At 62.6% G+C, this 18,078-nt stretch carries 17 protein-coding genes; 6 read left to right on the top strand and 11 right to left on the bottom strand.

What is annotated here, in order from left to right; all coding sequences use genetic code 11:
- Window positions 1-2: 2 nt before the first annotated feature.
- Window positions 3-1,664: a protein translocase subunit SecD gene (gene secD / locus ACO07D_RS14015; RefSeq protein ID WP_421703564.1), complete on the bottom strand. Its 1,662-nt coding sequence runs from the start codon at window positions 1,662-1,664 to the stop codon at window positions 3-5.
- A 23-nt stretch (window positions 1,665-1,687) separates the two neighbouring features.
- Window positions 1,688-2,014, bottom strand: a complete 327-nt coding sequence (gene yajC / locus ACO07D_RS14010) for a preprotein translocase subunit YajC (RefSeq protein WP_421703563.1) — start codon at window positions 2,012-2,014, stop codon at window positions 1,688-1,690.
- Window positions 2,015-2,250: 236 nt separating this feature from the next.
- Here yajC and ACO07D_RS14005 point away from each other — a divergent pair, with 236 nt between their 5' ends.
- Both ACO07D_RS14005 and serS read left to right on the top strand, forming a co-directional pair.
- Window positions 2,251-3,966, top strand: coding sequence for a pentapeptide repeat-containing protein (locus tag ACO07D_RS14005; protein ID WP_421703562.1), 1,716 nt, complete (start codon window positions 2,251-2,253; stop codon window positions 3,964-3,966).
- Window positions 3,967-4,124: 158 nt separating this feature from the next.
- Window positions 4,125-5,417, top strand: a complete 1,293-nt coding sequence (gene serS, locus ACO07D_RS14000; RefSeq protein WP_421703561.1) for a serine--tRNA ligase — start codon at window positions 4,125-4,127, stop codon at window positions 5,415-5,417.
- Window positions 5,418-5,496: 79 nt separating this feature from the next.
- Here the strand turns inward: serS and ACO07D_RS13995 are convergent, their stop codons facing one another.
- The 8 genes from ACO07D_RS13995 to ACO07D_RS13960 form a co-directional block, all read right to left on the bottom strand.
- The gene (locus ACO07D_RS13995) at window positions 5,497-5,841 is read right to left on the bottom strand and encodes a 1-deoxy-D-xylulose-5-phosphate synthase (protein WP_421703560.1); all 345 of its coding nucleotides are present in this window, start codon (window positions 5,839-5,841) and stop codon (window positions 5,497-5,499) included.
- Between the two features lies 1 nt (window position 5,842).
- Window positions 5,843-6,838, bottom strand: a complete 996-nt coding sequence (locus ACO07D_RS13990; protein WP_421703559.1) for a fatty acid desaturase — start codon at window positions 6,836-6,838, stop codon at window positions 5,843-5,845.
- Window positions 6,839-6,999: 161 nt separating this feature from the next.
- Window positions 7,000-7,857, bottom strand: a complete 858-nt coding sequence (locus ACO07D_RS13985; RefSeq protein ID WP_421703558.1) for an ATP-binding protein — start codon at window positions 7,855-7,857, stop codon at window positions 7,000-7,002.
- Window positions 7,854-8,855 carry a twin-arginine translocase subunit TatC gene (gene tatC / locus ACO07D_RS13980; RefSeq protein WP_421703557.1) on the bottom strand — a complete coding sequence of 334 codons (1,002 nt, stop codon included), beginning with the start codon at window positions 8,853-8,855 and terminating at the stop codon, window positions 7,854-7,856. Before tatC ends, ACO07D_RS13985 begins: the two co-directional genes overlap by 4 nt.
- A complete protein-coding gene (gene tatB / locus ACO07D_RS13975; protein ID WP_421703556.1) occupies window positions 8,852-9,352 on the bottom strand; it encodes a Sec-independent protein translocase protein TatB in 501 nt (166 codons plus the stop codon). Before tatB ends, tatC begins: the two co-directional genes overlap by 4 nt.
- Before the next feature lie 36 nt (window positions 9,353-9,388).
- On the bottom strand, window positions 9,389-9,604 hold the full coding sequence (locus tag ACO07D_RS13970) for a twin-arginine translocase TatA/TatE family subunit (protein ID WP_421703555.1): 216 nt from the start codon (window positions 9,602-9,604) through the stop codon (window positions 9,389-9,391).
- A gap of 145 nt (window positions 9,605-9,749) precedes the next feature.
- The gene (locus tag ACO07D_RS13965) at window positions 9,750-10,862 is read right to left on the bottom strand and encodes an ABC transporter ATP-binding protein (protein WP_421703554.1); all 1,113 of its coding nucleotides are present in this window, start codon (window positions 10,860-10,862) and stop codon (window positions 9,750-9,752) included.
- Between the two features lie 31 nt (window positions 10,863-10,893).
- Window positions 10,894-12,273, bottom strand: a complete 1,380-nt coding sequence (locus ACO07D_RS13960; RefSeq protein ID WP_421703553.1) for a sodium:solute symporter family transporter — start codon at window positions 12,271-12,273, stop codon at window positions 10,894-10,896.
- A gap of 207 nt (window positions 12,274-12,480) precedes the next feature.
- Between ACO07D_RS13960 and ACO07D_RS13955 the strand changes: the two genes are divergently transcribed.
- Window positions 12,481-13,701 (top strand): MFS transporter, encoded by a 1,221-nt coding sequence (locus ACO07D_RS13955; RefSeq protein WP_421703552.1) that lies wholly within the window; start codon window positions 12,481-12,483, stop codon window positions 13,699-13,701.
- Between the two features lie 79 nt (window positions 13,702-13,780).
- A complete protein-coding gene (locus tag ACO07D_RS13950) occupies window positions 13,781-15,034 on the top strand; it encodes an Hsp70 family protein (RefSeq protein WP_421703551.1) in 1,254 nt (417 codons plus the stop codon).
- Between the two features lie 19 nt (window positions 15,035-15,053).
- Here ACO07D_RS13950 and ACO07D_RS13945 read toward each other — a convergent pair whose 3' ends face one another.
- Complete coding sequence (locus ACO07D_RS13945; RefSeq protein WP_421703550.1) at window positions 15,054-15,221, bottom strand: hypothetical protein; 168 nt, start codon at window positions 15,219-15,221, stop codon at window positions 15,054-15,056.
- A gap of 397 nt (window positions 15,222-15,618) precedes the next feature.
- Between ACO07D_RS13945 and ACO07D_RS13940 the strand changes: the two genes are divergently transcribed.
- Window positions 15,619-16,281 carry a hypothetical protein gene (locus ACO07D_RS13940; protein WP_421703549.1) on the top strand — a complete coding sequence of 221 codons (663 nt, stop codon included), beginning with the start codon at window positions 15,619-15,621 and terminating at the stop codon, window positions 16,279-16,281.
- Window positions 16,282-16,349: 68 nt separating this feature from the next.
- The gene (gene metG, locus ACO07D_RS13935) at window positions 16,350-18,062 is read left to right on the top strand and encodes a methionine--tRNA ligase (protein WP_421703548.1); all 1,713 of its coding nucleotides are present in this window, start codon (window positions 16,350-16,352) and stop codon (window positions 18,060-18,062) included.
- The last annotated feature ends 16 nt before the right edge of the window (window positions 18,063-18,078 follow it).

The raw sequence follows: 18,078 nt of genomic DNA, 5'->3' as shown, positions 1-18,078 counted from the left end.
GCTCAGACCTCCAGGTTCTTGGGTTTGCGGCGTTCGAACCACATGACAATCATCAGGCGGGTCACGAAGATGGCGGTAAAGACCGAGGTAATGATGCCCAGCCCCAGCGTGACCGAGAAGCCGCGCACCGGACCCGAGCCCATGACGAACAGGATCACCGCCGTGATGAAGGTGGTGATGTTGGCGTCCAGAATGGCGCTCAGCGCCTTTTCATAGCCCAGCTCGATCGCCCGCGCGGGGCCGCGGCCAGATTTCAGCTCTTCCCGGATGCGCTCGAACACCAGCACATTGGCGTCCACCGCCATACCGATGGTCAGCACGATCCCCGCGATGCCCGGCAGGGTCAGCGTCGCGCCGATCATGCTGAGCAGGCCAAAGATCAGCCCGACGTTCAGAACCAGAGCCACATTGGCCAGCATGCCGAACCAGCCATAGCTCAGCGCCATGAAGACCAGAACGCCGATGAAAGCGACGATCGAGGCAATCTTGCCCGCATCAATGCTGTCCTGCCCCAGCTCCGGCCCCACGGTGCGTTCCTGCACATAGGTCAGCTCGGCAGGCAGGGCGCCTGCGCGCAGCAGGACCGCCAGCTCGGTCGAGCTTTCGATTGTGAAGTTGCCGGTAATGATGCCCGAGCCGCCACAGATCTGTTCGTTGATGCGCGGGGCCGAGATCACCTCCGCGTCCAGCACGATGGCAAAGGGCTGGCCGACATTGTCGCCCGTGTACTGGCAGAACTTGCGCGCGCCCGAGACGTCGAAGGTAAAGTTCACCGCGGGCAACCCGTTCTGGTCGAAACTCGGCTGCGCATTGCTCAGCTCCTCGCCGGTGACGACCGGGGTCTCCTCCAGCACGTAACGCACGCCCTCCTCGTCCTGCGACGGATAGACCAGCTGACGCGGCCCGGCCTGCGTGGTGGGGTCGGTGGTCCGGCTGACCACCGGGTGGAAGGTCAGCAGAGCGGTCTTGCCGATCAGGTCCTTCAACTCCTGCGCCGTGCCCAGACCGGGCACCTGGATCAGCACACGATCCGCGCCCTGGCGCTGAATGGTCGGCTCCCGCGTGCCTGCCTCGTCAACCCGGCGGCGAATGATCTCCAGCGTCTGCTGCATGGTGCGGTCGTCGGTCGCGATACGTTCAGCTTCCGACAGGGTGACGATGATGTCATTGCCCTCGCCCGCCACTTCGATATCGGTCGACCCAACCCCGGTCAGGCTGACCACCGGGCGGGCCAGAGCGCGCACCAGTTCCAGCGCACGGGGCATGGCCTCGGCGTTGCCGATGCTGACGCGCAGCTCATCGGGCGGGCTGTCCTGACGGCGAATGTTGCCCACCGTCGCGCGTTCCTCACGTAGGGCGGCCAGAACCTCCTGCCAGATCGAGTTCATGCGCGCGGCATAGACATCCTCGACCTGGACCTCGGCCAGCAGGTGTGCCCCGCCGCGCAGGTCCAGCCCCAGGTTCACCAGCGAGGACGGCATCCACGTCGGCCAGGCCCCCGCAATCGCCTCGCGCTCGGCCGTCGAGCCCAACGCCTCGATCTCAAGCACCGCGTCATTATGCCCTTCGACCCGCGTGTAGAACGCGTTGGGCAGGGCAAAGGCCAGCCCCAGAAGAACCAGGCCCCAGATAACGAGCCGTTTCCAAAGTGAAATCTGAAGCATCTGCCCCGCCTGCCCTTGTTATGTCAGCTTGCCGCCGGTTCGGTCTTGCTCATTACCTGAGCGATGGTGGTCTTGACCACGCGCACCTTCACACCCTCGGCCAGTTCCAGCTCGACCTCATTGTCGTCCTTGACCTTGACGACCTTGCCGATCAGCCCGCCCGCGGTGACCACCTGGTCGCCGCGACGCAGCGCTTCCAGCATGCCCTGATGCTCTTTCATCTTCTTCTGCTGCGGACGGATCATCAGGAAGTACATGATCGCAAAGACCAGAACCATCGGAACAATCATCGAGCCGAGGCCGCCCGCGGCACCCCCAGCAGCCTGCGCATAAGCCGGCGTCACAAACATTCGTTTTCCCCTCGTTTTGGGAGGCATCCGCCCCCGGAAAGCTGGCGCGCACCCTAAAGCGTTTCGCGCCAAACCTGAACCAGATTTTGCCCGGAACGCGGCGCAACATATCAGCGCCTCGCGCGTGTCGACAACAACCCGCAAAACGAGCCATTCCCGAAACGCTTTATATGGGGGGCCTGGGGTTGTCCAGCAACGGGAGAGGGTGTTTGGTGGGGGAAAATTTTGAGGATGTGATGCAGAGCTTTCTGGATTTCTACACCGAACTTGTGAATTCCCCGCTGTTTGTCGGGCTGGGAGGATTCGCCCTGGCGCTGCTGGCGGTTCTGGCGGTCCTGTCCCAAGTCAAACCCGGCCCCGTACGCGACCCGGTAGGCATGCTCAGAACCGCCATGAAATCCGAGCGCGTGCCCTATTTCTGGTTCGCCTTCTTCGCGGCACTGTGGTTGGTGGTTTTTCTGGTTTTGCTAGTAGGGTTGGTTGCTGAGATCGGGTTTCTATTTCTGACCGAAACACCGGGGGATCCCGCAACGGAGGCAGGTAAAACGGCCTTTACAGAACTGCGTTTCCACCTGACCAAGATTACGGCGCTAACTGCTGTGCTGGGGGCAGTTGTCGCCTTTCCGTTCACGCTGATCCGCATTCAATTAAGCGAACGCCAGACAGTTGCAACCGAAGACGGACTTATAACAGATCGTATAAACAAGGCAGTGGAAAACTTGGGGGCAACGCGAAGCATCTCACGCCACCGGCAGCGTACGAATGGCAGCTTAGTCTACGAAACAGGAGCCAACGGCGACCCCGACTACGACAGGCCAATCTACGAAGAGATCAGCGAACCAAACCTCGAAGTCCGCATTGGCGCCATCTATGCGCTGGAACGGATCGCCCGGCAGAACCTCAACTACCACATTCAAATCATGGAGATTCTGACCGCCTACCTGCGCGAGAACGCCCCGGCTAGGCATTCTGACACCAGCCCACGCGCAAGGTGGCATGCATACTGGGATCAACCTTACGCAGACGAAGCAGAATGGGAGGACATTGCTGCGTTGGCGGAAAGGGAAACGGGCCTTACCGAGGACAACACAGATTGGGAAGCGACTCAAAGGTGGCTAGGGGCGCTTGAAGCACCAAGGAATGACATTCAGTCAGCAGTTACAGTGATCGGACGTCGCTCACCCGCACAGGTTGCCATCGAAACAGCCCCGTCATTTGCTACTCCAAATGGATTTCGCATCGACTTGAGAAGAACCAACTTGCAGAAAGCAGACCTGCGCAACCTGAACTTCTCCCGAGGACTGTTTCAAGGCGCGCTCATGCAAAGAGCAAACCTAAAGTACGCCAGTTTTAAAGCCGCAGATTTTTCTGAAGCACACTTGGACGGCGCAGGCATTATAAACGCGGACCTGAGCGAAAGCTATTTTGAAGAGGCAATACTAGACTGTGCTCACTTTTCACGTGCCGAATTGGTGGCCACGACTTTTACCCGCACAAGCATAGAAGATGCGGTATTTGGGAACGCCAACCTACGGGATGCTTACATTAGTCACTGCTCTCTCAATCGAACGCGTTTTCTGCGCACAAACCTTGCCGGTGTCATACTCCACGGGTCTCCGATTCTCGGTGCTGGTTTCTCAGGGTGCCATCTGGGCGAAGCGAACTTGCGATGCTTGGAAACTAACCAATGGACAACGTTCCGCGGGGCGATCTTGGAATACGCAAGACTGCAAGACCTGACCCTGGATGCAAACACTATCTCACAACAACAGTTAAATCACACCTTCGGCGATGCCACAGTGACACTGACAGGCGGCCTCTCCCAACCACCTCATTGGTCCGACGACGAGCTCGAGAGGGGTGCGTTCGATGCAGAATACCAGAACTTCAAATCCGACCCCGACGCCTACATCCCCCCACAGGACCGCGAAGACGCCCCATCCGAGGATTAAACTCTTTAAACATCCCCCCTCCACGCCCCCCGAAACTTTAAACATCCCGGGGCAACACCCTTTAAAGACCTTAAACATTCCCGTTTCCCCTGCCGGATGAAATCGGGCATAACCCGCCCCAGATTCATACCGACGACTCGACCTCAGGAGCTCAGCCCATGCACGATATCCGTCTGATCCGTGACAACCCCGAAGCCTTCGATACGGGCATGGCCCGGCGGGGTCTGTCGGGCGTGTCGGGCGAGGTTCTGGCCCTTGACGAGGACCGCCGCGCGGCGATCCTGGCGGCCGAGACCGCTCAGGCCGAGGCCAACAAGGCGGCCAAGTCCGTGGGGGCTGCGAAGGCCTCCGGCGATGAAGACGAATTCAACCGCCTGCGCGCGCTTGTTGCTGAAAAGAAACAGGAAATTGCCGCTCTGAATGATCAGGCAAAAGCCAAGGATGCCGCTCTGACCGAGCTCTTGATGGGCCTGCCGAACCTCATGTATGACGATGTTCCGGATGGCGAGGACGAGGAAGACAACGTCGAAATCCGCCGCTGGGGCACCCCGCGTGAGTTCACCTTTGCGCCCAAGGAACACTACGACCTGCCCGCCACCCAGGACGGTCTGGATTTCGAGACCGCCGCCAAGCTGTCGGGCAGCCGTTTCGTCGTGCTGTCGGGCGCAATTGCCCGTCTTCACAGGGGGTTAGCCCAATTCATGCTCGACGTGCACACCACGGAAAACGGTCTGACCGAGACCTGGACTCCCGTGCTTGTGCGCGAGGAAATGATGTATGGCACCGGCCAGCTGCCGAAGTTCGGTGAAGACAGCTACAAGACCACGGACGGCTGGTGGATGATCCCCACCTCCGAGGTGACTTTGACCAATATTGTCAATGGGTTGACCGTCGAAGAGGGCTACCTGCCCCGCCGCTATGTCGCCCATTCGCAATGCTTCCGCTCCGAGGCCGGCAGCGCCGGTCGCGACACCGCCGGCATGCTGCGCCAGCACCAGTTCGAGAAGGTCGAGATGGTGTCCGTCACCAAGCCCGACGAAAGCGAAGCCGAACACGCCCGCATGACCCGCTGCGCCGAGGACATCCTCGAGCGCCTCGGCCTGCCCTACCGCACCGTCGTGCTCTGCGCCGGCGACATCGGTTTTGGCGCGCGCCGCACCCATGACATCGAGGTCTGGCTGCCCGGTCAGAACACCTATCGCGAGATCAGCTCGGTCTCGACCTGTGGTGATTTCCAGGCCCGCCGCATGAACGCACGCATGAAGCCCGCAGAGGGTGGCAAACCGCAGTTCCTGCACACGCTGAACGGCTCGGGCCTGGCGGTGGGCCGCACCCTGATCGCGGTGCTGGAGAACGGTCAGGAAGAGGACGGCTCGGTCACCCTGCCCGCCTGCCTGCACCCCTACCTGGGCGGCAAGACGCGCATCACGGCAGAGGGCCAACTGGTCTGAACCTGCTGAAATCGCACGCAGAAACGCCCGGGGCCACGCAGGTTCCGGGCGCTTTTCGTTTCAAGACCTCGCACGGTCTTCAGCCCACCAGCGCCTCGTATTCAACCCGCACGTCTTCGTCGATCTCCACACCACGCTGCCCACCGTACAGCCGGTCGTTGCGATCCTTGCGTGGGCCGGAAATCCAGTAGGGATCGCCGCTTTCGGTCTCGAAATAGTTGGCTTTGGACCCCGCCCCCTTGAGGCTCTGAAATCGTCGCCCCCTGTAATGGAGCGTCTTGCCGGACTTGGAGAAATAGACCCGCCCGATCACGGCGGGGCCATCCAGCCCGTCGGCCTTCAGCTCGATATACATGATGCGCGACCGCTCGATCCGGAAGGCCTTGGGCAACGGCTCGTCCGGATCGTCGGACAGGGCGGCCATGTTACTGCGCCCCGACCTCATGCGCTTTCAGGCGACGTTGTTTCGGAAAGGGCACGAGGTTTTCAGCCTCCTCGTCCCACAGCCGCAGGGTAAAGGCGTGCAGTGCCTCGCCAAAGGAGATGCGGCGCAGTTCGTGGGTTTTCTCCAGCTCGCGATGGGCGGCGCGCAACCGATAGGAGGGGATCGCGGCGACCAGGTGGTGGATGTCGTGTTTGGTGATATTCGCCACCATCTCGTCAAACACCCAGCCGAAATCGAGGCAGGACCCGCCTTGGATCGCTGCGCGTTCAAAATCCAGGTCCGGGCGACGGTCCCACCAGGTGCCTTCGAAATTGTGCTGAAGGTACACGAGCGCCACGCCGATGCAGCCGCCCAGCCAGATGGCGAAGGCGAAAGTGAACACGCCCGACCAGCCCTGCCAGGCATAAAGCCCGCCAAAGACCGCCAGGATCGCAAGGTTATGGGCCAGGATCGCCTTGACCCCCACCTTGCCTGCGTTCTTGGGCCAGCGGTAGACGAAGAAATAGGTCCAGAAGGACCCCACCGGGATCAGCACCGCGGGATGGCGGTAGAGGCGATAATAGAGGCGTTCCCAGAAGCCTGCCTGCTCCCATTCCGCGACCGTCATCGTGTAGATCTCGGTCGTGTGACGCTCGTTCAGATCACCGACATAGGCATGGTGCAAATTGTGGTTATAGGTCATCTGCGGATAGGCCGCGAAGGTAAAGGGCGACACCACATAGCCCCAGAACTGGTTCTGTGCCTTGGTTTCGAACAGGGACAGATGGCCCAGGTCGTGTTGCAGCACGTACAAGCGCACCCCGGCAAAGGCCAGCACCACGATGGCGGGCACTGCGACCAGCCAGTCCCCCTGCCCCACGGCCAGGATCGCGGTGACGGCAGAAAGGGCGTAGATGGCGATGTTGGACAGAAGGCTCAAATAGGCCAGGCGATTGTCCTTTTTCGTATAGGCCCTCAGGGCTTTGCGCAGTTCCATGGTCTTCTCCAAAATGCGGGACCGGGGATGGATATCCGGAGGCTGGCACCCGCAGCCGGGGCTGGCTTAAATCGGCTTGGAAACAATTTAGTAACGAACGGGGGGTGCAAGCAAGAGGGTGCACACCACCTATGATTGCGCTCGGCGGTGTCCCGCGCGGATCAGCGGGGGATGGCGACGCCCTTGCGCCCCGCCAGGTCGATGAAATACTGCCAGGCGACCCGGCCCGAGCGCGCCCCACGCGTGGCCTGCCATTCGATGGCTTCGGCGCGCAGGGTCTCGTCGTCGGTCTGGACCCCGTAGGCATCGCAATAGCCGCGGATCATCTGCAGGTATTCGTCCTGGTCGCAGGGATGGAAGCCCAGCCAGAGGCCGAACCGATCGGATAGCGACACCTTTTCCTCGACCGCCTCGGACGGGTTGATGGCCGAAGAACGTTCGTTCTCGATCATGTCGCGTGGCATCAGGTGGCGGCGGTTCGAGGTGGCGTAGAAGACCACGTTTTCCGGCCTCCCTTCGATGCCGCCGTCCAGCACCGCCTTGAGGCTCTTGTAATGCTGGTCATCATGGCTGAACGACAGGTCGTCGCAGAACAGCACGAAACGGTGGCGCGCGCCGCGCAGCAGGTTCAGCAGACGGCTGACCGAGGGCAGATCCTCACGTTGCAGCTCAACGATCTTCAGGGGCATGCCCTGGGCTTGAACCTCGGCATGTACCGCCTTGACCAGGCTGGATTTCCCCATACCTCGCGCGCCCCAGAGCAGCGCGTTGTTCGCGGGTAGCCCGCGGGCGAATTGCAGGGTGTTTTCCAACAGCGTATCGCGCGAGCGGTTCACCCCCACCAGCAGGTCGATGGCGACGCGGCTGACGTGTGGCACGGGCTCCAGCCGATCCGGGTCGGTGTGCCAGACGAAAGCACCGGCCTGGTCGAATTCGGGTGCTGCCAGAGGGGCCGGAGACATGCGCTCCAACGCCTCGGCAATGCGGATCAGCGCGTCGTCACCCGTCGCCCCAGTCATTTGGTGTCGTCCACCATGCCCGGGTCCTCGTCGTCACCGCCCTTGGTCCCGTCGTCCTCGTCATCTTCGTCGAACTCGGCCAGAAGCGGATCGTCGGCCTCTTCTTCGGGATCGGTGGCTTGGGTGGCATCTGCCGCCTTGGTCTCGGCGGTTTCGATATCCTCGTCATCCTCCTCGAACCACAGGCCTTCGGCCCGCAGGCGCGCTTCGCGCTGGCGTTCGACACGGGCGACCAGGAAGATCGAGATCTCGTAGAGGCCATAAACCACAACGAACAGGATGATCTGAGTGATCACATCCGGGGGGGTGACCAGTGCGGCCAGCACCAGGATGCCCACCATCGCGTATTTGCGCACGCCACGCAGGCCCGGAGCGGTGACCAGCCCGGCCTTGCCCATCAGGGTCAGAAGCACCGGCAGCTGGAAACACAGGCCGAAGGCCACGATGAACTTGATGGTCAGGCTCAGGTATTCCTGCGCGGAGCCCTGGAAGGCGATGCCTGCGGTGGCGTTTTCAATCGCCTCTTCGCCCAGGATGCTGCCCGGCTGCTGGAAGCCCAGGAAGAAGTCGAATGCCAGCGGCGTCACCACGTAGAAGGCAAAGGTTGCCCCCAGGAAAAACATGAAGGGCGAGGCAAGCAGGAAGGGCAGGAACGCGTTCTTTTCGCTCTTGTAGAGCCCCGGGGCGACAAAGCGCCACAGCTGGTAGCTGATGAAGGGGAAAGACAGGATCAACCCACCCAGGAGCGAGATCGACACCGCGACGAAGAAACCTTCCTGCAGCTTGATCAGAATCAGCCCGCAATCGGCGTGCCCGCGCAGGGCCATGGCGTCACACAGCGGATGGGTCAGGAAGTTGAAGATCGGGTTCCAGACCGTGAAACAGATCACCATGCCGACGATGAAGGCCAGCACGGACCGGATCAGCCGCGTACGCAGCTCGGTCAGGTGTTCGATCAACGGGGCGGAGCTGTCTTCGATCTCGTCGGCTTTGCTCATGCGTCAGGCTTTTCCGTGGGGGCTGGTGTCTTCTCGGCGGCTTCTGCAGCGGCCGCTTCGGCGGCCTCGGCCGCCTCCTTGTCAAGGCGCGCCTGGGCCTTCTTCGCCGTGGCCTCGTGGATCTTGCGCGCCGCTTCGGCACGTTCCTGGGCCAGTTTTGCGGTCTCGCCGCCACGTTCGGCGGCGGTCATCGGTTTGACGCCATCTTCCGAGGGTTTGGTGGGATCCCATTTCTCGAAACTGTCAGCGGCCTTGTTCAGCGCGTCCAACCCCATCGCCTTGGGATTGGTCACGTTTTTCAGGTCCTTGGCCACGTCCTGCACACCGGATTCATTGGCAGCTTCGTTCATCGCACGGCTGAACTCGCGGCCCAGCGACCGCGCCTTGGCGGTGAAGCGCCCCAGCGTGCGGAACATGCCGGGCAGGTCCTTTGGACCCACAACGATAAGCGCAACGATGCCGATGACCAGCAGTTCGGTCATTCCGATGTCGAACATGGGCCGCCCCTTAATCTAGTGTGCTGTGAGGACGGATCAGGCCTTGTCCTTGTCGATCTCGGGCGTCACGTCCTTGGCCTCTTCCGAGGCGGCCTTTTCGATCTCTTCCTGGCCTTCGGCGACGCCGCGCTTGAACGAGGTGATGCCCTTGCCGACTTCGCCCATCAGCGACGAGATCTTGCCGCGGCCGAACAGAACCAGCACCACGACGGCAATCAGAAGAAGGCCCGGCAGGCCGATATTGTTGAGCATTGGATGTCTCCCTTGAAGGCAGGGCTGTCCCCACCCTGTCATATATCGCCCTGTGTATTTATTGCGTTCGCCCGCAAGTTCAAAGCCCCAAAGCGGGATTTTGCGCAAGAAACTGTCTGAACAGCGGGAACAACCCCGTGACGGCTCAGCGATCCACGGGAAAAACGAAGCAGCGGTCGCGGCGGATTGCGATCCACAGCGCCGTGTCGCGCTTGGGCAGGAAGACCGAGGGAACGGTGGCCTTGAGCCGCGTGCCGTCACCGTCCATGACAAACTCCACCAGGCTTTCATTGCCGATGAAACGCGCCCGTTCCACACGCCCGCAGGCCCAGACGCCATGGTCCGGCGAGGGTTCCGGCGCGTGGCCGTTGCGGTGGAAATCCATCTTCAGGTGTTGCGGGCGCACGACGATCTCGACTTCGGCGCCATCCTCGAGCCCGGGGGTGAGGAACTGGCCGAACGCGGTCTTGGTCAGCGCCCCGTTCGACTGCCCCCGGATGACGTTCACGTCAGAGAAGAAGGCCGCCGCGGCCCGATCCACGGGCGTGTTGTAGATATTGTAGGGCGCGCCACGCTGCACGATTCGGCCTTCGCGCATCAGGGCGATCTCATCGGCCATGCGCATCGCCTCTTCCGGTTCATGGGTGACCAACAGGACCGCCGTACCCTCTTCCTTGAGGATCGCCAGCGTTTGGTCGCGCACCCCGTCGCGCAGCCGGTTGTCGAGGCCCGAGAAGGGTTCGTCCATCAACAGGATTCGCGGGCGCGGCGCGATGGCGCGGGCCAGCGCCACGCGCTGTTGTTCACCACCCGACAGTTCATGCGGGAAGGCGTCGATGTAGTCGGCCAGATCGACCCGTGCCAGCAGTTCCTCGGCGCGCTTGCGGTTCTCGGACCGGCTACCGGTCAGGCCGAAGGCAACATTGTCCCCGACGGACAGATGCGGAAACAGTGCAAAATCCTGGAACATCAGCCCGACCGAGCGTTTCTCGGGGGCGACGAAAGTGCTGCCACCGCTGATCAACTGCCCGTCGATATAAAGCTCGCCGGAATCCTGGCTGTCCACACCCGCGATGATGCGCAGGGTCGTCGACTTGCCGCAGCCCGAGGGGCCAAGCAGGCAGGTCACGTTGCCTGCGCTCAAGGTCAGGTCGACCCCCTGCACCACCGGACGTCCGGCAAAGCTCCGCGACAGGTTGCGGATTTCAAGGCGGGGCGGGGTGGCGGTCACGTGCGGTCTCCGGTTGGGTCCGACCATTTTCGTCAGACTTCGTCCGCAGATATCAGCCTCACCCGGCACTCGCAACCCTGCCGGGGGCACGCGTACCGGCCAGGACTGCGGCAAACCCGACCAAAAGGACGACAATGCAAATCGCCAGCAGTTGTTCGTATTTATGGCCTTCGGGCAGGATCCCGGCGGCCCAGGCGCTGGCGCGGGCGAAATAGAGCGCGGCGCCCAACATCGCCGCGGCGAAGCTGACCAGGTAGGACCAGCGCGCGACGGGGCGGTTCATCACCAGCCCGACCACCAGCACCGGGGTTAGGAACATCGAGGCCGTGCCCGACACGGCGACCGCATCGAAGAGCGACGCGTTGCCCCAGAGCGTCAGCCCCGCGCCGCCTGCCATGAAGAGCGCCATGACCACGCGCCCACCGGTCAGCGTGCGTGGGGCCAGGCGCAGTTCCTCGACCACCAGGCGCGCGGCGGAGGACAGCGCCGAATCGAGCGTGGACAGGGCGGAAACCAGCAGGCTCAGCATCAGCGCGGCAAAGACCCAGGTCGGGAACATGCCCGCCCAGCTGCCGATCAGTTGGTTGTCATATTCCGCGCCGACCAGGGCCGCCTGGATGCCGAAGGCGCCGAAGGCCAGGATCGACAGGGCGGAAATCCAGAAAGCGTGCAGGAAAGCCAGGCGTGTGGTCACCCGGTCGGCGATGAAGCCGCGGTCCATCATCACCGGGTCATGCACCGGGTAGGAGAAGACCTGGAGCGCCGCCACCGCCAGCAGCACCCAGCCGCTGTAGCTGCCGGACGCACCTTCGGCGGCAACAATGGCGGCGAGCGAGAAATCGGGCCGCGTCACCAGCGCCAAAAGGGCGACGGCGAAGACCACGAGGAACAGGACCATCTGCACCACATCCGTGCGCAGGGCGGCGGACAGACCTCCCCAGGCGGAATAGGCCAGGCCCAGAACCGCCACGGCGAGGATCGCCAGGGTGCCGTCGCCGCCCGTGATGGCGCCGAAGATCAGCCCGACCACCAGCAGATTGGCAAAGACCTCGGACAACAGGCGCAGGGCGATGACAAGGTTGTAGGCGCCGGTGCCGACGGCCCCGAACCGCGCGCGCAACCAGTCCTGGACCGAGGTGGCGCCCCCTTCGCGCAGGCGCCCGACGATGAAGCCCCCGGTCAGGAAGCTGAGGTAATAGGCGGCATAGGCCAGGCTGCCCGCGAAACCGTAGTAATAGCCCAGGATCGCGGCGTTCATCAGCGAGCGGGCGAAGATCCAGGTGGTGACCTGGCTCAGCACAAGGGTCCAGAGCCCCGGCGCGCGCCCCTGGGCATCTGCACCCGAAAAGAACCCCTGAACCGTTGCCCGGCGCGGGGCGGCGGCGAGGCTTGCCACCACCACGACCGCCAATCCCAAGATGGTCCACGTTGCTTGCATGATGCCCTCCTGCCAGCCTGCTCGGTTCTGCGTGTCGGACCCGGGTAGCAGGCTGGCTGGACCCCGGCCACCGGGTCACACGAGGATGTGAGCGGGCGTGTGGGCGCAGCGGGAAGCCCCGAAAACGACGCCGAATTGTCGCAGGGGGCCAAGAGGTGCCGCCCCACCCTGTCACCATGGGGGAAATGTGACCCGGCGGACCAACCCATGCGCCTGATGATTTCCTTTGCCTCACTGCTTCTGTCGGTGATCCTGCTTCAGCTCAGCTCGGGCGGTGTTGGCCCACTGGACGCGGTGTCGGGGCTGACGGTCGGCTTTTCCAAGGCCGAGGTTGGCCTGCTGGGCTCGGCGCATTTCCTGGGTTTCTTCATCGGCTGCTGGTGGGCGCCACGTCTGATGGGCTCGGTCGGACATTCGCGCGGCTTCGCGGTCTTTACCGCGCTGGGGGCGATCGGCCTGCTGGCCCATATGCTGTGGGTTGACCCGTTTGCCTGGGCGCTGATGCGCATCGCCACCGGCCTGTGCATCGCCGGTTGCTACACGGTGATCGAGGCCTGGCTGAACGCAAAGATCACGAATGAGACACGCGGCCGGGTGATGGGCGGCTACCGCATCGTCGACATGGGCGCGTCGCTTTGTGCGCAGCTTCTGATCGGCGTGTTGGAGCCTGCGCATTACGTCTCCTACAACGTGCTCGCGATCCTGTGCTGCGCGGCGATCCTGCCCTTGGCGATGACCCGCAACGCCCAGCCCGAAACGCCTGCCGCACCGCGTCTGAAACCGGGCATGGCCTGGTCCATGTCGCCCCTGGCCGTGGGCGGGGTGATCGTGGCCGCGCTCAGCTCGGCCTCCTTCCGCATGGTCGGCCCGGTCTATGGTCAGGAGGTTGGATTGCAGCTCGATCAGATCGCCTTCTTCCTGGCGAGCTTCGTCCTGGGCGGGGCGCTGGCGCAATGGCCGATGGGCTGGCTTGCGGACAAGTATGACCGGCGCTGGGTGCTGATCTGGCTGTCGGTGGCGGCGGTGCTGTCCTGCGGCACGACCATGCTGGCGGGCGGCGTCGGCACGCTGGGGGTCATGCTGGCCGCAGGGATCTTCGGCTTTACCACCTTCCCGATCTTCTCGGTCTCGGCAGCGCACGCCAATGACTTCGCCACCTCCGAGCAACGGGTCGAACTGTCGGCCGCGCTGATGTTCTGGTACGCGCTCGGCGCCATCGCAAGCCCCTATATCAGTTCGAAACTGATCACCGCCTACGGGCCCGGCGCGCTGTTTGCCTTCGTGGCTGTGGGGCATCTGGGGCTGATCCTGTTCGGCCTGACCCGGATGCGGGCACGTCCCACCGTGGAGGACAAGACGCCCTATACATATACGCCGCGCACCTCGTTTTCGATGGGGCAGCTGTTCGGGCGTCTGCGCGACAAATAGGCCCGGCGTGACAGGCTGGTTGACAGGCGGGGCGGCCATCGCATAGACCCGCGCCCTTTCCCGTTCGAAAGGTGCCGTCATGTCCTTGCCCGATTGCGATCCCATCCTGGCCGTGGATTTCGGCACCTCCAACACGGCGCTGGCGGTGCTGGGCGCCGACGGTTTGCACCGCATCCCCGTCGAGGACACCCATGACACCCTGCCCACCGCCGTCTTTTTCCCGACCGAGGGTGGCGGGATGCAGATCGGCCGCCAGGCCAGCGCCGCGCTGATCGAGGGCGAAGATGGGCGCTACATGCGCGCGTTGAAAAGCATCCTGGGCGATCCGCTTTTTCACGAAAGCCGCCTGCTGGGTGGACGTCGCCAGACCCTGGCGGATGTGGTCACGGCCTTCCTGGTCGAGATCAAGGCACGGGCCGAGGTGGCGACGGGGCTGCGGTTCGCCCGTGTGCAGTCGGGCCGCCCGGTGCGGTTTCACTCCGAAGACCCCACCCGCGATGCCCAGGCCGAGGTTGATCTGCGCGCCTGTTACCACGCCGCCGGATTCGAGGGGGTGGATTTCCTCTGCGAACCCGAAGCAGCCGCCCATGCCTGCCACCAGTTGGGACGCGACAGCCACACCGGTCTGATCATCGACATCGGCGGCGGCACCTCGGATTTTACGGTCTTCCGCAGTCAGGGCGGCGCGGTCGAGATCATGGCCAGCCACGGCATCCGCCTGGGAGGGACCGATTTCGACCAGAAGATTTCCATGTCCCATGTCATGGGCCTGTTCGGCCATGGCGGCCAGCTGCGCCGGACCTTCGGCGATGAGCTTCTGCCCATGCCCAACGCGCTGTTTCACGACCTGTCCACCTGGGCCAAGATCCCGTTCCTTTACACCCGCGAGACAGAGCGCAAGGTCGCGGACCTGCTGGCCCATGCGGTGGAGCCCGCGAAGGTCTCGCGCCTCAAGGAGGTGATCACCAACAGGCTGGGCCACGAAGTCGCCTTTGCGGTCGAGGACGGCAAGATCGCCGCCAATGCCGCCACGCCGCATGCAGGGATCGACCTGGGTTTCGTGGCACGGGGTCTGGCCGCGCCCATCACGCCGGGCAGCATGAACGCGGCGCTCACCGGGTTTGACACAGCGCTGACCCAGGCGATCTATGCCACGCTGATGCAGGCGCAGGTCGCGCCGGGCCAGATCGACACCGCAATCCTGGTTGGTGGCTCAAGCCTGATGCGGTTTGTCTCGGACGTGGTTGGGGCCACGTGCCCCACTGCAAAGATCGAACGGTCCGAGGCCTTTACCGCCGTGGTCGACGGGCTGGCGATTGCCAGCGCCGCCTGAGCCCAGCGTGGCATGAGTTTTATTTCAGCCCCCAGAATGTGATCAGCGCCAGCACACAGGCCAGGACCATTCGGGCAGTCACCACGGGGAATCGCCCCTCGCGAACTTTCGGCCATTTGAACGCAATTGCAATCAGACCAAGCCCGACTACCGCCACACAACACAGGAACAGTTCTTCGATACCCATTTCGCACTCCTTTTAAAACCAAATGCAGGCATGGGTTTTTATCTAACTATTTCAGCAACTTATCACGGAATTGCTTAGCTTTTCCGGACACCCCATCAGTGGCAAGCGGAGAAAACACATTCTCTTTCGGTTATATGGGGTCAATTTCATCTGTATTTTCGGTCTTGCAAGTGTATCGAATGCGATTCATAGCAATTACCACTCGCAAACAAACACATTGCAAACGCTATGGAATGCAATGTCATAACTTCAAATGCGCTCCTATCCATTTTGTGACGAGCGCATGCCATTTATCCCACGCTAATGCGATCCGTTACCACTCGCCTGGATCGAACTGCGTGCAATGTGGATCGAAACACCAACCGAGAGAGAGTGCGATTTAGAAGGACCCAACGCAATGAGCGACGAAACGCCACGCGAATCGCCGTTGAACAAGAACGCAAGTGAGCTCGTCTCAGAGCTCGCCTTGTTGGGTGCTGCCATTTCTGCCTCTATGCGCGAACTGCGCGATACCCCGGATCTTTCGCCCGATGGTGCGAAGACCCTAGACCTTCTACGCTCTGGATTGCAAATGTTTGATGCAGCAGTGGCTGATTTCCGCGGTCCGGTTGTGGCCGGAAATCCTCAACCGGCACAAACTGTCCGAACGGATATCCCCCGCGCGTCCAAGCCGTCCGCACCGCCGACCCCGCCGCACGCATCAAGCGCTTCGCCGCAGAGAAAGGCCAAGTCCCGCCCCCGAAATCCGGCCATGGACGCCGCCTTGCTGCACATTTTCGACTATGAAGACCGAACTGATTTTCCGATCGGGCAGTCCACCCTGAAGAAAGTCATGCGTCATTTCAACAAGGACGCCAAGAAATCGACCCTGGTGTCGAAAGTGAACCGCTGGAAGAATGATCATGACTATCTGCGCTGGAGCCACAGCGAGGACATTCACCGCACCCCGGCGGGGAAGGAAAAGGCCGACCAGATGATGGCGATTGCCCGGCGCGACGGGCATGAAGAGGCGATTGTGGCCGCGATCAACAAGGCGCTGAACATTCGCAAGGGGGAGTAACGCCCTCTCCCTCTGGAACTGCGGCACACATTAGTCTAGACCCCTGCCAAACAGTTTTGGGACATGACATGAACCGCATCCTCATCACCTCGGCCATTCCTTACATCAACGGGATCAAGCACCTGGGCAACCTGGTGGGCTCGCAGCTGCCTGCCGACCTTTACGCCCGCTACCAACGGGGCCGTGGGCGCGAGGTCATGTTCATCTGCGCCACCGACGAGCACGGCACGCCTGCCGAGCTGGCCGCGGCCAAGGCCGGCAAGCCGGTCGATGAGTTCTGCGCCGAGATGCATGAGGTCCAGGCTGAGATCGCCAAGGGTTTCCGCCTGTCCTTTGACAACTTCGGCCGCTCGTCGTCGCAGCGCAACCACAAGCTCACCCAGCATTTCGCAGGCAAGCTGGCGGAGAACGGGCTGATCGAGGAAGTCAGCGAGAAACAGGTTTACAGCCACGCCGACAAACGCTTCCTGCCGGATCGCTACATCGAAGGCACCTGCCCCAACTGCGGCTATGACAGCGCGCGCGGCGACCAGTGTGAAAACTGCACCAAGCAGCTGGACCCGACCGACCTGATCGACCCGCGTTCGGCGATCAGCGGCTCGACCGACCTGGAGGTGCGCGAGACCAAGCACCTCTATCTGAAACAATCGGCCCTGAAGGACAAGCTGGACGCCTGGATCGACACCAAGGCCGACTGGCCGGTGCTGACCACCTCGATCGCCAAGAAATGGCTGCATGACGGCGACGGGCTGCAGGACCGCGGCATTACCCGCGACTTGGACTGGGGCGTGCCGGTCAAGAAGGGCGACGAGGATTGGCCGGGCATGGAGGGCAAGGTCTTCTATGTCTGGTTCGACGCGCCGATCGAATATATCGCCGCCACCGCCGAGCTGGCGGATGAGCTGGGCGAGGATGACAGCTTCTGGCAGCGCTGGTGGCGTACCGACAAGGGCGCCGATGACGTGCGTTACGTGCAGTTCATGGGCAAGGACAACGTGCCCTTCCACACGCTGAGCTTCCCCGCCACCATCATGGGCTCGGGCGAGCCCTGGAAGCTGGTCGATTACATCAAGTCCTTCAACTACCTGAACTATGACGGCGGGCAGTTCTCGACCTCCAAGGGGCGCGGCGTCTTCATGGACCAGGCGCTGGAGATCCTGCCGGCGGATTACTGGCGCTGGTGGCTGCTGTCCCATGCGCCCGAGAACTCGGACAGCGAGTTCACCTGGGAGAACTTCCAGGCCTCGGTCAACAAGGACCTGGCCGACGTGCTGGGCAACTTCGTCAGCCGCGTGACCAAGTTCTGCCGCTCGAAGTTTGGTGAAGAGGTGCCCGATGGCGCCTATGGCGAGGCCGAGACCGCGCTGATCGAAGACCTGACCGCGAAAGTGCGCGCCTACGAAGGCCACATGGACGCGATGGACGTGCGCAAGGCGGCACAAGAGCTGCGCGGCATCTGGGTCGCGGGCAACGAATACCTGCAAGCCGCCGCGCCCTGGGCCGCTTTCAAGGAAGACCCGGCGCTGGCCGCCGGTTCCATCCGCCTATCGCTGAACCTGATCCGCCTCTACGCGGTCCTGTCGGCGCCCTTCATCCCCGATGCCTCCGCCACGCTGACGGAAGCGATGAACACCGACGCAGCCTGGCCCGACGATGTCGCCGCCGCGTTGGACACGCTGAAACCGGGCCACGGCTTCACCGTGCCCGACAACCTCTTTGGCAAGATCACCGACGATCAGCGCGAAGACTGGCAGGCACGGTTCTCGGGCACCCGGGACTGAGAACCCCACGGTTTGT

It is taken from the genome of Aliiroseovarius sp. (assembly GCF_965228805.1).
GTDB lineage: Bacteria > Pseudomonadota > Alphaproteobacteria > Rhodobacterales > Rhodobacteraceae > JASBTN01.
The sequence above is the reverse complement of the archived record's forward strand: the minus strand, read 5'-3'. Positions and strand labels throughout refer to the sequence as shown.

Bases quoted from the DNA above. Each gene is read 5' to 3' on its own strand.
- ACO07D_RS13950 (WP_421703551.1), top strand. From the start codon at position 13,781: ATGTCCTTGCCCGATTGCGATCCCATCCTGGCCGTGGATTTCGGCACC.
- tatB (WP_421703556.1), bottom strand. From the start codon at position 9,352: ATGTTCGACATCGGAATGACCGAACTGCTGGTCATCGGCATCGTTGCG.
- tatC (WP_421703557.1), bottom strand. From the start codon at position 8,855: ATGAGCAAAGCCGACGAGATCGAAGACAGCTCCGCCCCGTTGATCGAA.
- metG (WP_421703548.1), top strand. From the start codon at position 16,350: ATGAACCGCATCCTCATCACCTCGGCCATTCCTTACATCAACGGGATC.
- ACO07D_RS13965 (WP_421703554.1), bottom strand. From the start codon at position 10,862: ATGGTCGGACCCAACCGGAGACCGCACGTGACCGCCACCCCGCCCCGC.
- ACO07D_RS13955 (WP_421703552.1), top strand. From the start codon at position 12,481: ATGCGCCTGATGATTTCCTTTGCCTCACTGCTTCTGTCGGTGATCCTG.
- secD (WP_421703564.1), bottom strand. From the start codon at position 1,664: ATGCTTCAGATTTCACTTTGGAAACGGCTCGTTATCTGGGGCCTGGTT.
- ACO07D_RS13970 (WP_421703555.1), bottom strand. From the start codon at position 9,604: ATGCTCAACAATATCGGCCTGCCGGGCCTTCTTCTGATTGCCGTCGTG.
- ACO07D_RS13940 (WP_421703549.1), top strand. From the start codon at position 15,619: ATGAGCGACGAAACGCCACGCGAATCGCCGTTGAACAAGAACGCAAGT.
- ACO07D_RS14005 (WP_421703562.1), top strand. From the start codon at position 2,251: ATGCAGAGCTTTCTGGATTTCTACACCGAACTTGTGAATTCCCCGCTG.
- ACO07D_RS13985 (WP_421703558.1), bottom strand. From the start codon at position 7,857: ATGACTGGGGCGACGGGTGACGACGCGCTGATCCGCATTGCCGAGGCG.
- ACO07D_RS13960 (WP_421703553.1), bottom strand. From the start codon at position 12,273: ATGCAAGCAACGTGGACCATCTTGGGATTGGCGGTCGTGGTGGTGGCA.
- serS (WP_421703561.1), top strand. From the start codon at position 4,125: ATGCACGATATCCGTCTGATCCGTGACAACCCCGAAGCCTTCGATACG.
- ACO07D_RS13990 (WP_421703559.1), bottom strand. From the start codon at position 6,838: ATGGAACTGCGCAAAGCCCTGAGGGCCTATACGAAAAAGGACAATCGC.
- ACO07D_RS13995 (WP_421703560.1), bottom strand. From the start codon at position 5,841: ATGGCCGCCCTGTCCGACGATCCGGACGAGCCGTTGCCCAAGGCCTTC.
- ACO07D_RS13945 (WP_421703550.1), bottom strand. From the start codon at position 15,221: ATGGGTATCGAAGAACTGTTCCTGTGTTGTGTGGCGGTAGTCGGGCTT.
- yajC (WP_421703563.1), bottom strand. From the start codon at position 2,014: ATGTTTGTGACGCCGGCTTATGCGCAGGCTGCTGGGGGTGCCGCGGGC.